This is a genomic window from Nostoc sp. DSM 114159 (assembly GCF_053470285.1).
The window spans coordinates 5,520,280-5,534,241 of record NZ_JBPFEH010000001.1 but is presented as its reverse complement, the minus strand read 5'-3'; the positions used below and the strand labels follow the sequence as shown (position 1 = coordinate 5,534,241).

Here is a 13,962-nt window from a genome sequence, read left to right as displayed (position 1 = left end):
TTTCCCAAGCTGCTCAATGGCAATCTAGAAAAAGAACCGCGCTCAAATATACCGTTCAATTTACCAATCTAGAATCCCCGAAGGAAAACTAGATGTAGAAAACGAAGGGACATACTCAAGTTAGGGAAAAATGCAGTTGCGCTTACTCCTTGACTGTAGCTACCGAACATTACCCTTACGAGTGATGACCGACAGCAGAACACTGCACCGCAGAGTTGAGAAAATGAGGGGTCTCGAATCTGTTAAGATTCGTACCATATTGGCTACCTTGGAAGGGTATTGTCTTTTAACCCGGACAGGGTTTTGGTTGAAAGTATAGGAATCGAACCTACAACACATCGATTATGAGTCGATTGCTCTACCAGTGAGCTAACTTCCTGGGGTTTGATACAGGAGTCGAACCTGTGACGGATCGATTATGAGTCGATTGCTCTACCAACTGAGCTAATCAAACGATGGTATAGTTTAAAGCCCTCGGCGGTATACGCTTATGCAAAAGCTTGGCGCACCAGTTAGGCGTATAGAACCTAAACTATAGCTTTGTAACTTTGTTACTATCCCGCTTCAAATCTAGCACAGGAAAAACGCTGTAATCTATTCTTTGGGAATCCCTAGATGTTCTCTCAAATCAACGTAAGGTGTTCTATTGCTTTTACTCAGGGGTTGGTGCCAAGCTAGGAGATTATTTAGCGCTTGCACACCATCTTCATTGGGTTTGAGGGTCAATATCAAGTTTTCACAGCGTCCACTAACTTGATTTGCGGTGCAAACCACATTTTGTCCGTTCATTTTGCCGACAGTAATAAACTTCAGTTCTCTGTTGCGGCGGTAAGTTTCCAAACGGTGGCTTACGTCTTGACAGCGCGTTAGTTTATTGTAGCCAGCGTCTCTGAAGTAATTAGAAGTCCAGCGAATCCAAGGCTCAGAAACACCTCTTGAATTGGTGTACACCGTCACGGGTTTGTTACCTGATGTGTCACAATAAAATCCTGGCCTACTTTCGGCTTGACTTGGCTGATTGATGGTTGCAGTCGCGCCGAGAGCGATCGCACCTGCAACCAAAACATTTGTCACTGATGCCAATTTCATGAGTATCTCTCAAATCTTCAGTAAAAAGTTTTTATTTACCTTGCATTTCACACTCTCCCTACTAAAAATAGAGAGAGAATATAAGAAGATTTGACTTCTTATATCTTAATTGCTTAAAGTTTCAGGCCTTTTTACTTGTATATATAATGAGCTGCCACCCACTTGCGACCATGATTTGTTTTTTCCCAATGTGCAGGAACTAGCACTTTCTTTTTCACTGGTGGTGTATAACGTTTAATTTGTGGTAGTTTGTTTGCAATTATTTGAGCAGGTCTATTATGACTATGGGGATTAACAATAACCTGTGATGCTGACGCTTGCGAGGGAATAGAAGTAACAGCAAATGGTAAAAGGAGCACTGCACCAGCAAGAATTTGTTTGATATTCATGACTAAATTTCCTTTAGTAAATTGTATGATTAAAGTTCTGGAAACCTTAATCTGGTTGATGTCTCATGTTTATAAGAATATGATTTCAAACAGCTATAGACTAGGGATAAAAGTAACTAGTTAAATTATGACTTAAGTAATATCTTATGTCTGGGTTTATCAATGTTATATACTCGTAAAGCTTTCTCTGTCACCTTCTCATGATGGTTGTCATAATCTTAAAAAAGCCGAATGCTCCATTTAAAACACCTGCTGTTTTCACTCCAGCCATCATCGCTCCCATAATGCCGAGTGAAAGTGTATCGACTCCGGTCAGGTATAGATTTTTAATTGGTGTTCTAGCCCCGATCCAGGATTGATCCAGGCGTTCAGGAATACAGGGAATGCCGAAGATAGCACCGCGATCGCTAGCATCAAAGTGTTCCACCGTCAGTGGAGTCGAGAGTTCGGTATACTCAATCAAATCCTGAAAGCCAGGATAGTGGCGCTCCACTAACTGAATCAGGGATTGGGTAATTTGGGCTTTCAGTTCAGTGTAATCCGCGCCTCGCCGTCGCCAGGATTGTTCTCGCCACTGCGAAAAGAAATCATAGTCAACGTAGGCAATGATTTCTGCCGTATGCCCCTCAGCTAATGGATCTTTCAGCGATGGAAACGAGAGATAGCAGAATTTAGGTAAATTATCAGCAGAGATGGGTGGATCTTGGAAAATTGCATCGTGGTTATAGGTCGTGTAAATCCAATGGTTCTCACCCTGAAACCCTAGTTGCTGTGGACTATCTTTTAACCCTAAATATACCGTCACCATACTGCTACTTTTTGGAAACGCTTGAATTTTCTGGCGCTCTGCCAGCGCGTAGTTGGGTGGAATCAGCTTCACATAAGTATTGAAGGCTCCGGCATCAGATACCACAATAGGTGCAAAGTACGTTTCCAGGTCTGCCTTGGTATGTGCTGTATCTTGGGCTTTCACTCCCACTGCCACCCCGGATTCCAACAAGATTTCTGTGACTCGGCGTTGGGTGATGACGACACCACCCCCCTGTTCAATCACGGGAATAATGGCTTGGGCGATCGCCTTTGCCCCACCCACAGGATACCAGCCGCCCTTAAAATAATGGGTAACAATCGCACCATGAATCCCAAAGCAACTTTGGGATGGCGGTAAGCCATAATTTCCCCACTGGGAAGCCAGTAATGCTTTGAGTTGGGCATCTTGAAAATGTCTGTTCAAATAATGCTGGGTCGTTTGTCTAGCAATAGCCCCAAAATGACGAACAAACCGCCTGAGTAGAGGATGCAGCAATACCGAAATAGCTCCAACATTGAATGCGCCCCAAACCAAAATGCCGCTTTCTGGACATCCTTAAAGTACCGTCGAATAGCTGTCTGCTCGCGAGGAAAGCGCTGGATTAGATCGGACTGAAAGCGATTGGGGTCAGAATAAACCTCAAAGGTAAAGTTCGGGTAGACAAATTTTTCAAACGGATCGGGCATCTTGTGCCAATTCAAATTGCCATTGGTGAGATAGTCAAACACAGCTTTGCCAGTGCCTCCATCTCCCATATTTCCAACATAGTGCAGCCCCACATCCCAAAGAAATTTTCCCTTGCGCTCAAAGGTATGGGTGAATCCTCCAGGGGTGAAATGCTGTTCTAACACTAAAACGCTTTTGTGATAAAGCTTAGATAGGAGCGCGGCAACCGTCAACCCACCAATTCCAGAGCCAATCACAATTGCATCAAACTGCTGCTGTCGAGTTGTTGTTAGCATAGTTGCTCTCACAAAGAATTCTCACAAAGAATGTAGATGTTGTCGCTGTCAACTTCAAGTGAGTTACATTTTGTCAAAACAAATTAGATGCTTTTCTCCTGAGGATCTGAGTCTGTTTATGGAGAGCAAATCAAATAGGATTGATACACTAAGAAAAACGAAAACGCTAGCACTTATTTATAATGGTTTTTAACTAAATATCGTCTGAATTAAGTCGCAACATATCACGTATAAAAATTACCAGTCTTGGATAGGTTCGATGAAATTCTTTTTCGTTATTGAACTGGTGACTTTCATAAAAGACATTGTTACTAGTAGATATTTCTAAAATATCCATCTCACAAGCTCCTGACTCCCAAACTGTTACTCTACCAAGATGTAATGAACTTTCAAAATCAAGACGCATAGCTGAATTATCACTAGGTTCACAGTAAGTCAGTGTATATTTCAGCCTATAAGCAGCGAAACGCGATCTTAATCCTGATTGAAATCTGTCAAAACCTCGTTTTAAAATTAGCTGCGTGAGTGGATTTAGATGCATTCCCGATATTGAAAGCAGAAGTATTATTAATTCTACCCTTCTCACGATTCATCTTTATGGCTCAATCTGGGAAAGCCAAACCAGTCATAGGGTCACGGATATACAGCCCTAACGTGAGACTACGGATTGCTTCATCCCAAACGGGTATTAGTTGTTCTGCTTGATCTGCCCAATAATCAAATGTAATTAAGCATTGAACATTCGACCCCAAACCAATGCAAGTCCGCGAAAAAGCTTCCCGTGGTTCTTCTTGAGTGTCAATGAACTTCATCTCTGTCCAGACAATTCTGGCAGTTTGACGCTTGACGGTAATAATTTCTCCCCTCTCAATGACGTTGCGGCTGTCGTCTTCCAGGATTTTCTTCAATGTGGATTTTAGCGGAAACTGGCTCCAGTCGTTGGGTGGGAGGCGATTAAAAGATACTTCCAGACAGCAATCATCGTTGGGCGGTTTTTTATCCATGAACTTGAAGGATTTCTCTTGTGGCTCAAACACCCAATTTTGGGGTACATTGAAGCGAACAGCGCCTCGATCTGCGACAAAAATTTTATAACCTGATGGAGATTCCCAGCGATGATCGGGTTTTAGTTCAAGGGTTTCTTTTATCCACTGAAGATTGCTTTTTTTACGCTTTGCCATAGTGTTTCTGGATTTTCTGCTGAAGAGGGCGTCACCAATAGCGTAGCGTAAAGCCTCTGGCATAGCTCTCTTTGAGACGCTACGCGTAGCTTGCTTCTCCGTAGGAGTATGCTTAAAGCGACACAGGAGGGTAACAGCCCATCGTAGACATTGCCCTTTTTATATATGTTATCAAATTGCTAGTATTTTGAATAACTCTTATATTAAATAAATAAAATTAAATAAAATTTTTGGGATTCTATTATATAAAAGAATCCAAGGTAACTGTGACATTGTGATTAAAGTTTCAGCTTTTAACATTAAAATCTTAGCCGCAGTGTTCATGGTTATGGATCATGTGTACTATTTGTTAATGCCAGAGTTAAGAATCTTGCACTTAGTTGGGCGATTCAGTTTTCCCCTGTTTGCATGGCTTCTGGTTAAAGGCGAAAAACACACCCAAAATGCATACCGCTATGGGAGGAGACTATTAATTACAGCAATAATATCTCAGCCTATTTATAGTATTGTTTTCCAGAGTTTAGCACTTAATATTCTCTTTACGCTTCTTCTGGGACTTGTGATGTTGCGCTTAGTAAGGCGTTATTCGCAATTATGGCAGCAATTAATAATTATCGGCTTGTGTGCAGTAGTTGCCGAGGGCTTGGGCGTTGAATATAGAGTATATGGGATTGGAGTAATTTTTTTAATGTCCCTAATAGAAAAACTAAAGCCTAATGTATGGTTGCTTTCCTGGTGCTTCTTTCACTTTATTTTAGTAACTCTATTTATAAGTGATAGAGTGCAATATTGGGCAATTATTGCAGGATTCATTGTTTTTCAATTCAATGGAAAACAAGGTTCACGAGCTAGATGGTTTTATGTGTTTTACCCGGCTCATTTAATTGTTTTAGGTATAATTAATTATTTAATCCAGTCCAAGTAAGATTGAGAATTTGAGCGGCTTCGCGTAGGCAGTATTATCTGATGTTTGTCATATTTTTTAAATTGCGATCGCTCCTCATTCTGTCAATCGCATCAATATTAAAAAGCTGATGTTACATGCAAGTCATTATCAACTGCGCAGTATCTTTTATACTAAAGCGGGACTTGAACGGTTGATTTGTGAGAATTACAGGTCGCAGATTCACTATCGCTATACATTATCCCAATGAATTGAGTATTTTTACAGCAAAAAATCAAAAGTTAAATCATTTTTTTAAAGTTATGCTAGGCTAACATTTAGAGAAACTAAGAATAGCAAAAGCATTCACAGGTCTTATTTCCTACAGAAACAAGATATCTGAGAGGAGTTGGCTATTTTACCTGAAAGTGCTAAGCTAATCGGCACGTAAGTTGCATAATAAGAAGATGAAGCCGTTCAAAAGCAAGTATGCCACCAGCAGCCAAAAACTTTTTAACGCCAGAACAAATCACCAAGCTACAGGAAGCTCTAAAAGAAAGTGACTTACCACACGTTAGAGAAAGAATTTTAATTATACTGCTACAGAATGATGGAAAACCACAACACGAGATTGCTAAATTTTTAGGTTGTTCGCACAGAACAGTAGCATATTGGTGTATGCATGGAGATCCCGATGATTTAGAAACTTTACATAATAAAAGAGAATACGAACATTATCGAAAAGCCACCCCTGAATATGTTGAACTGTTATTAAAAACTGTTGATACAGAACCATCGACGTTAGGGTATGAATTTGGGAAATGGACGGCAGAGCGACTAGCTACATATTTAACCGAAAAAACAGGAATTGATTTAAGTAGTTCTCAAGTTAGGAGGATATTAAAGAGAAAAAAGTATAGTTATATCTGGTCTAAATATGACCTGGAAGATAAACAAAACCCAATCGAAAGAGCCAAGTTCAAGGAGAAACTTGCTCAATATCTATCAATCGCACGAGAGCAGCCAGAGCGTTTACAGGTATGGTTTTGGGACGAGAGTGGTTTTAGTCTACGTGTGATTCGACGCAAGAATTGGGGTAAAAAAGGAAAGCGCAAGAATGTTCCAGGGCAACGACGTTGTGGAGGTGTCAATGTGATGGGAGCAATCCGAGAATTAGACCGAAAACGGGTATGCTTCTTCGTCAAAAAAGGTAATGCAGATATTTTTTACGAGCAATTAGAACAATTAAATGAATTAATCAAACAGGAGTGGGTAAATCAAGGTAACTGTTCTGAAAATTTTGCTAAGTATGGGCCAAAAATTATTTTGATTTTAGATAATGCTAGTTTTCATAAACGCAAAGATGTTCTAGCTAAAATATCTAAACAGTTTCCGAATTTTGTTTTAGAGTTCTTGCCATCTTACAGCCATGATTACAACATTATCGAGTTAGTCTGGCACTCATGTAAGGAATATATTGCTCATCGGTTATTTAAATCAGTAGATGAGTTAAAATCACTACTAGATAAGTTGTTGAATCAAGGCGAGTTAGTCATTAAGTGGCATCGGAAAATCAAAAACAAAGGTAATGTCAGTTATATTGCAGCTTAAATGCCGATTAGCTTAATGCTTCAGTTACAATTTTTTGTAACTGATTTGAAGAGAGCAAAAAACCAAAAATATCTAGACAGGGATTCATTTACTACCTGTTAAAGTTTGTGTGGTGTGTTGAACTTTCTCACAGGATATGTTGTAACCTGCCCTTATTTCGGAGGAGCTTAAACTTAGTTTGTGGCAGCTTTTGGCACACCTGAACACTTTTTTTGTGTAGCAAACTTAGTGTAAACACTCTATAAAACAGCTTCATTAGACTTCTTGCAAAAGTTACTTTTGCACTTTTATCGGAAAAAGGACTCATCTTTATTGGGGAAAGGTTTTTTTATTGCTTTTCCCTTTCCCCCAAACCCAATTCCCTACAAATGCCAAAAAGTCTATTGTACGGTTATAGTGCTTACTCCTTTTGCATAAATCTTCAGCGCGAGGTAAAGACATGAAAAATACCCAAGGAACAATCAACGAACTACTCAACGAGACACCCTGTGTACATCAGCAAAAAAAATTGCATGGCAACAAAAAACTGTCTTGCAATAAAGCAGCACAACCAGGTGCAACTCAAGGTAATTGTCCTTTTGATGGGGCAATGGTTTCTGTAGGAGCGATTACTGATGCGGCTCATTTAGTGCATGGCCCTGTTGCTTGCACTCATAACCCTTGGGCAACTCATGGTAGCCTCTCATCAGGTTCTCAACTACACCAAATTGGTTTTACTACTAACTTTGGTGAGAATAATGTTGTTTTTGGTGGTGAAAAAAAGCTGTATAAAGCTATTATTGAAGTTGTTGAACGCTACAATCCTGCGGCTGTTTTTGTCTACGCAACTTGTGTCACTGCTTTGATTGGTGATGATATAGATAGCGTTTGCAAAATGGCTGCAAAGAAAATTGGTATTCCGGTTATATATGTAGATGCACCAGGATTTTTAGGTAGTAAAAATTTTGGGAACCGCATCGGTAATGAAACTCTATTGCAATATGTCATTGGAACGGCTGAACCAGAATTTACCACACCATTCGATATCAATATTGTTGGTGAATACAACGTTGCTGGTGAATTGTGGAATGTTTTACCACTATTCCAGAGATTGGGTATACGCGTTCTCTCCAAAATTACAGGTGATGCTCGCTATGAAGAAGTTTGCTATGCTCATCGTGCCAAGTTGAATGTAGTAATTTGCTCAAATGTAGCAGTGCAAATGGCACTCTTAATGCAAGAAGATTATGGAATTCCTTATATTGAAGAATCTTTTTATGGTATAGAAAACCTCAACCATTGCTTGCGAAATGTTGCTGCAACATTAGGCGATAAATATCTTCAAGAACGTACAGAATGGTTGATTGCAGAAGAAACCGCAGCCCTAGATATTGCCTTAGCTCCCTACCGTTCTCAATTAAAAGGTAAGCGGATTATTCTTGCTAGTGGTGGTGTCAAAAGTTGGTCGCTTATTTTAGCAGCCAAAGACTTGGGAATGGAAGTTATTGCCACTACTGACAAAAAGAGTACAGAAGAAGAGAAAGCCAAAATTAAGCAATTGCTTGGTGAAGATGGCATGGTTTTGGCCGATGGAACTCCCCCGGCATTACTAAAGGTACTCAAGAATACAAAAGCTGATGTGTTGATTGCTGGGGCTGGCAATCAATATACAGCGCTGAAAGCACAAATTCCTTTTTTGGATATTAACCATGAACGTCATCATGCTTACGCTGGTTATGCGGGGTTAGTGGAAATGGCACGGGAATTGTCTGAAGCTTTGTATAGTCCTGTGTGGGAGCAAGTGAGAAAACCTGCTCCTTGGGATGAAAAAATTAGCTGTGGAGTATAAAAGAACTAGTGGGTTGCGTTGCGCGACTTTTCACAGCATCTGGAAAATCTCTTCTCTCTCCTTTTAGGCTACGGTGTACACACAAGTCCTAAAAATTTAGCTTCATAAGACTTTTCTCGTTCCCAGTCTCCAGCTGGGAACGCATTCATTGAGTCAGAGATTCAATGCCTGACTGGAGGCACAAGCCCCTAATAAGCCATTCCCATACTCTGCATGAGAACGAGATAAACCAGAGAAAAATGGGAAATCAAGCTTTTTTTGACTTGCGTGTACACCGTGGCCTAAAAGGAGAGACTTTGAATTTTTCCCTTAGAGCGTTAGGAAGCGGGTTAGGGGGTTATGTCGAAGATAAGTTGAGCCTCGACTTCATCATCTAAAACATCTCTTAACGATTCCGAATGCGCTCAATTTGGCATTTTAAATTAACAGATGCATTTCCCCAATCAAATCCTAGTAGTCTGCCAAGCTAACTTTGCTAAGTAAAACCTTTAATTGGTAAACTAGCCAAAAACGGGGTATAACATGGCAAAAAAGTACATTGTAGACTTGAATGAGGATGAAGTTTCACAACTACAAGCAATAATTAAAAAAGGTAAGCACAAAGCAAGAACGATAATCCGTGCAAACATTCTTCTGATGGCTTCTGAAGGAGAAACTGATCAAGCGATTCGCTGGCACAGTTAGAGCGCATGTTGCGACAGTACAGCGAATACGAGAAAAATTTGTCATTGGAGGGTTAGATTTTGCTTTAAAGGATGAAGTCCATCCACCAAAACCTAAAAAACTAAATGAAAAACAAGAAGCATTTTTAATTGCAACTGCTTGTTCTAATCCACCAGTTGGAAGAGTACGTTGGACAATGCAATTATTAGCAGATCATTTAGTGAACGTTGGGATCGTAGATTCAATTTCGGATGAAACAGTACGTCAAACTTTAAAAAAAATGAAATCAAACCGTGGTTAAAAGAACAGTGGTGCATTCCTGAAGTTAATGCAGAATATGTTTTCCGAATGGAAGATGTACTGGATTTATACAATGAGCCTTACGATCCTAAACGCCCCGTACTTTGCTTTGATGAGCGCCCATATCAATTAGTAGAAGAAGTAAGACTTCCTCTGCCACTAGAGCCGGAGCAACCTGAACGTTATGATTTTGAGTATAAACGGAACGGGACAGTAAATTTATTTGCGTGTTTTCAACCTTTGGCAGGCTGGCGGCATATTGAAGTTACACAGCGTCGAACTAAAGCCGATTTTGCTCTTCAGATGAAAAATTTAGTGGATGTTTGCTACCGAGATGCTGATGTGATTCGTTTAGTAGTTGATAACCTGAATATTCATACCCCCAGCGCATTATATGAAGTTTTTCAACCAGAAGAAGCGCGACGAATTGTTCAAAAATTAGAGTTTCACTATACTCCTAAACATGCCTCTTGGCTGAATCAAGTAGAAATTGAATTATCTGTTTTATCTCGCCAATGTTTAGAACGGCGTATTCCTAATGCAGAAATATTATCTTCTGAGATTGCCGCTTGGGAGAAACAACGTAATCAGCAAAAAGCCAGTGTCTATTGGGCTTTTCAAACCAAAGATGCTCGCCGAAAGATGCAGCGTTTATATCCAAGCTTAACCTAGCAAAATTGCCTTGGCAGACTACTAGTGCTTGTAGATGCATTGTAGACCATTGAGTATCAAGATAATGTCGAAAACATTCTGCTCTGTCGAGGCGTGAATCTATGTCAGGAACATCACGGACTGATTCCCTGACATTAGAATCAAGTATAGGAGTATCAATAATAACAGCATCAACATACTCAAATCGGCTACAAAGTCGGGTAATATGATACAAACCTAAAGTAGTGACACGTAGAGTATGTGGCATGGTTTGACCAGGTTGAGGTATCAAACGAGCAGCAGTTTCAATTAGCTTTTTTTTAGTGCTTATGACTAGAGCTTTGTCAATCTGGTCAGCAATAAAACCTATACCTTGCAAATGTTCATAAACAATAGATGTTTCTACAAATCCTCCATTAGAGCCAGAAGATCCTAATGAGTGAATTACCCCTATTAAGAGAGATAAAAGAAAGTGTTCTCTGGGATCGTTAGAAGAGATGTCAAAAAGATTGACAATAGGAGAGCGGTTAGAGTCATAGTATAAATTATCTCCAAAGATAACTGCTCTCAAAAACTCGTGTAAAGGCACAGTGTACCGACCCTTTTTATCATCACGTTGAATGTCAACAATCTTTTGGGTATCAACGTGACCACTACCGAAGAAATCTCTTACCAAATCTAGAGCCAATCGAATATTGCCGCCAGAGATATTATCAATACATTCACTAAGCTCTCTATTTATTTGTAGTGATCTTAAGAATGAGCATATAACAGACTCAAGTGAACTAAAGCGTACTCCCATTCCCGCTGGCAGAGCTTGAATTGGAATTTCGCCACGAGTAAGTTTAAGGGCAAAAGATAAACGTTTTTCAAGAACAAGATCAACTCTTGGTGGAGATACAGAAAATGCCTTAGGATGATATCCACTGAGTGCCCCCATTTGTTGAGAACGATGAAATGTCTCAGGGCGCAGAGTAACAAATACTGTAGTTGACCAATGTTCTGCTATTTCCTGGGATATAAGAAAGACTTGTTGTTGAGTATACTCATCTCTTTGATCTGAATTATCTAAGATCATGATGAGTTGCTTTTTTCGTCCATTTGCAACGTGTTTTAGTGATTGTTTAAGATGTTCTTCAGGAGTAGTAAACTTCTTTTCTAAAAATTCTAGCTCTTTATCTTTAAATCGTTGTGGATCTGTTTCATACAAATCAGAATAAATACCTTTTCGAAATCTTTGTAAATCTGAGTGATAAACGCCACGAAAAAAGTTACGTTCCTCTATGTCGATTTCATAGTTTTCTCTGAGTTGTTCTATTACCTCTTCAATTACAAATGACTTTAAATCCACTGAAAGAGTTGCTTGAGAACCCAAATCAATGTATAAAGTGATTGCTTTCTCAAAAACAGAGGGAGCTTCTATCTTCATCAAATTTCTTATAAAAGTTGTTTTGCCAACACCAACACTACCAATTAGAAGGATTGGCCGACGGCTGATACTTTCAGCCAATAGTTCTGGAGAAACGCCTTGTCTATCAGCTGCAGCTGCTTGCACTAAAACAGGTGCAGGGGTGTTGGAGTCAAAAAGTGCAGCATATCTTGCTTATAAAATTGTTTTGCTTGCAAAAGAATGTTGTGATAATGCGCCTGTTTTGCAGTAGCACTCTTCAAGAAATTCCTTCTCTAAAGCTTCAGAGCGTGTAAGATCCTCAATTACTAAATCACTAACAGTTTGAAGATCCGTCTGAAATATATTTCTACCTTTGATACCAGGATATATAACGATAGTTTCAGATAGTTTTCTGGGAAGCTGGGCTTGCAAATCTCCGATAAGCCTAGCCTGAAGTCTTTTTTCTTCTACTCCTGGTTTAGATAGTGCTTGCCAAAAATCTATAAACTTTTCTAGCATTCTTTCTAGAGAAGAAAATACTAATGCTTTCCCATCAAGTGGTGCTATGCCATCACTCCTTACAGCAATAAATGCAACAATTTGAAAGCGGTTAGAAACGGCTCCAAATAGAGCGCCGCGCTCCTGACAATATGCAGCACATTGAGATATTGCAGCTTTCAAATTAGTATTGTCCCTGGAAAGAGACGTTATTGAATACTCAAGTTGAGTTTTACCAGCAGGTATTTCAAAGTATTGGTCTTCCTTCTTAGCTTCAACTATTAAAATTCTTCTAGGAGCATTAAAAGAGTAGTCTGCATACTCTCCATTGTAATGCTCCTCCATGACAACATCATCTTTTGACCACCCTAAACACTCAAAGAAAATACGATCAATTATCTGAAACCGAGTAGTGGCTTCATTTCTATGGGCTGGCTTATACCAAGCTATAAGTTTTTCTAGATTTCTCCTACATTCCTCGTAGTCAGTTGTCATACTAATACCTATATAATCACAGTCAATTGGGCAACAAGATTAGTAAATTCTAAGCAAATTTTCTTAAATCGTCACCTTGACTCTGACTACCAACAGGTAAGATTTTAGCAACATCCTCACCGAAGACTGAAGCCGCATAACTATTACATGAAAGCGGTTTACAATTGTCGCAAAGGCGCAATGCACCTTACCTTGATACGTTCGGGTGCAACGCTTCTGTTAGAAGCCCCAACTAGTTTTAGGTCAAGAGAGCCTGTTGTTTGATTATTCGGGCTAGTTACTAATGATGCGATAGTCCTTAACTATAACTGATCACAGCATCAGGAAAATAGATAAAGTCAAATTTAGTAAGCAAAATGGCATTTGACTTACTCAAAAGCAGCTTTTACTTACTCATTTTGGTGTTTTCCGCAAGTCAAATAAGCTTTTACTTACTCAAAAGCAGCTTTTGCTTTCTCATTTTGGTGTTTTCCGCAAGCAAAAGCAGCTTTTACTTACTCATTTTGGTGTTTTCCGCAAGCAAAAGCAACTTTTACTTTCTCAAACCCCAGTTTGCTTTCTCATTTCAGTATTTCGCGCATTCATGACAAATATCGCGCTTGTAGCAAAAACCATTGCAGATTTGCCAGAATTCTCTCAGGCTGAATTATACGTAAGCCTTTTAAGGTAAAGAATATTAACCGTACTTTATTAGAAGGTGTAGATCGTGGCTCGGAGAAAAAGAACTTCTCTTGTACTAGAAAAAGCAGTGCGTCGGGCGGCTAGCATCAACTCAATCGATCCAAGTTTAGATTTAGGCAATGGACTTACTTTACCTGCCTTTTCTACTCTCATCGAAACGATGCGAACTAGAGAAAATGCATATAATAGTGCCCTTTCCAGCTTGGATAAATTGTATCGTGAAATGCTGGAAACAGAAGGCGAATTGGCAGATATGACAGAACACATGCTAATGGCAGTGGGGACTCGATACGGCAAAAGCAGTGTGGAGTACGGGATGGCGGGAGGAGTTCCTAAAAATCAGCGTCGTCAGAGACTACGAGGCGAGTCACCAACTCCCAGTAACGAGCAATTGTCATTCGTTGCCAGTGTGGAGAGCAAGAATGGAAACAAACCAGCAGCGACAACTTAGGATATGGGTTATTACTCAAAATTCCGAATTAGGTTTGGGGAAAAGGTTAAAGGGGAAGGGGAAAAGGTTTTTTCCCTTT

At 39.7% G+C, this 13,962-nt stretch carries 11 protein-coding genes, 2 tRNA genes and 1 pseudogene; 5 read left to right on the top strand and 9 right to left on the bottom strand.

Annotated features, from left to right (window positions below):
• Positions 1-304: 304 nt before the first annotated feature.
• From ACR5KR_RS23040 to ACR5KR_RS23005, 8 genes are all read right to left on the bottom strand, one after another.
• Positions 305-379: transfer RNA gene (locus ACR5KR_RS23040), tRNA-Met, on the bottom strand.
• Positions 379-454: transfer RNA gene (locus ACR5KR_RS23035), tRNA-Met, on the bottom strand. The genes ACR5KR_RS23040 and ACR5KR_RS23035 overlap by 1 nt, the downstream gene beginning before the upstream one ends.
• A gap of 140 nt (positions 455-594) precedes the next feature.
• Positions 595-1,089 (bottom strand): COP23 domain-containing protein, encoded by a 495-nt coding sequence (locus tag ACR5KR_RS23030; RefSeq protein WP_448268138.1) that lies wholly within the window; start codon positions 1,087-1,089, stop codon positions 595-597.
• Between the two features lie 131 nt (positions 1,090-1,220).
• Positions 1,221-1,478, bottom strand: coding sequence for a hypothetical protein (locus ACR5KR_RS23025; RefSeq protein ID WP_448268137.1), 258 nt, complete (start codon positions 1,476-1,478; stop codon positions 1,221-1,223).
• Positions 1,479-1,668: 190 nt separating this feature from the next.
• Positions 1,669-2,712, bottom strand: coding sequence for a phytoene desaturase family protein (locus tag ACR5KR_RS23020; protein WP_448268136.1), 1,044 nt, complete (start codon positions 2,710-2,712; stop codon positions 1,669-1,671).
• On the bottom strand, positions 2,709-3,251 hold the full coding sequence (locus ACR5KR_RS23015; RefSeq protein ID WP_448268135.1) for a phytoene desaturase family protein: 543 nt from the start codon (positions 3,249-3,251) through the stop codon (positions 2,709-2,711). Before ACR5KR_RS23015 ends, ACR5KR_RS23020 begins: the two co-directional genes overlap by 4 nt.
• Before the next feature lie 193 nt (positions 3,252-3,444).
• Positions 3,445-3,792 (bottom strand): immunity protein TriTu family protein, encoded by a 348-nt coding sequence (locus tag ACR5KR_RS23010; protein ID WP_448268134.1) that lies wholly within the window; start codon positions 3,790-3,792, stop codon positions 3,445-3,447.
• 61 nt (positions 3,793-3,853) lie between these two features.
• A complete protein-coding gene (locus ACR5KR_RS23005; RefSeq protein WP_445630332.1) occupies positions 3,854-4,432 on the bottom strand; it encodes a hypothetical protein in 579 nt (192 codons plus the stop codon).
• Between the two features lie 274 nt (positions 4,433-4,706).
• Here ACR5KR_RS23005 and ACR5KR_RS23000 point away from each other — a divergent pair, with 274 nt between their 5' ends.
• The 4 genes and pseudogenes from ACR5KR_RS23000 to ACR5KR_RS22985 all read left to right on the top strand — a co-directional run bounded on the left by ACR5KR_RS23000 (position 4,707) and on the right by ACR5KR_RS22985 (position 10,389).
• Complete coding sequence (locus tag ACR5KR_RS23000) at positions 4,707-5,357, top strand: TraX family protein (protein WP_448268133.1); 651 nt, start codon at positions 4,707-4,709, stop codon at positions 5,355-5,357.
• 447 nt (positions 5,358-5,804) lie between these two features.
• Entirely contained in the window at positions 5,805-6,926 is a 1,122-nt protein-coding gene (locus tag ACR5KR_RS22995) for an IS630 family transposase (protein ID WP_448268132.1), read from the top strand.
• Positions 6,927-7,365: 439 nt separating this feature from the next.
• Positions 7,366-8,754, top strand: a complete 1,389-nt coding sequence (gene nifE, locus ACR5KR_RS22990) for a nitrogenase iron-molybdenum cofactor biosynthesis protein NifE (protein ID WP_448268131.1) — start codon at positions 7,366-7,368, stop codon at positions 8,752-8,754.
• A 522-nt stretch (positions 8,755-9,276) separates the two neighbouring features.
• Positions 9,277-10,389 (top strand): annotated as a pseudogene (locus ACR5KR_RS22985) (IS630 family transposase).
• A gap of 1,582 nt (positions 10,390-11,971) precedes the next feature.
• Here ACR5KR_RS22985 and ACR5KR_RS22980 read toward each other — a convergent pair.
• Positions 11,972-12,751: a hypothetical protein gene (locus ACR5KR_RS22980; RefSeq protein ID WP_448268130.1), complete on the bottom strand. Its 780-nt coding sequence runs from the start codon at positions 12,749-12,751 to the stop codon at positions 11,972-11,974.
• A gap of 706 nt (positions 12,752-13,457) precedes the next feature.
• On the opposite strand from ACR5KR_RS22980, the gene ACR5KR_RS22975 reads away from it, so the two are divergent.
• Entirely contained in the window at positions 13,458-13,883 is a 426-nt protein-coding gene (locus tag ACR5KR_RS22975) for a hypothetical protein (protein WP_448268129.1), read from the top strand.
• The last annotated feature ends 79 nt before the right edge of the window (positions 13,884-13,962 follow it).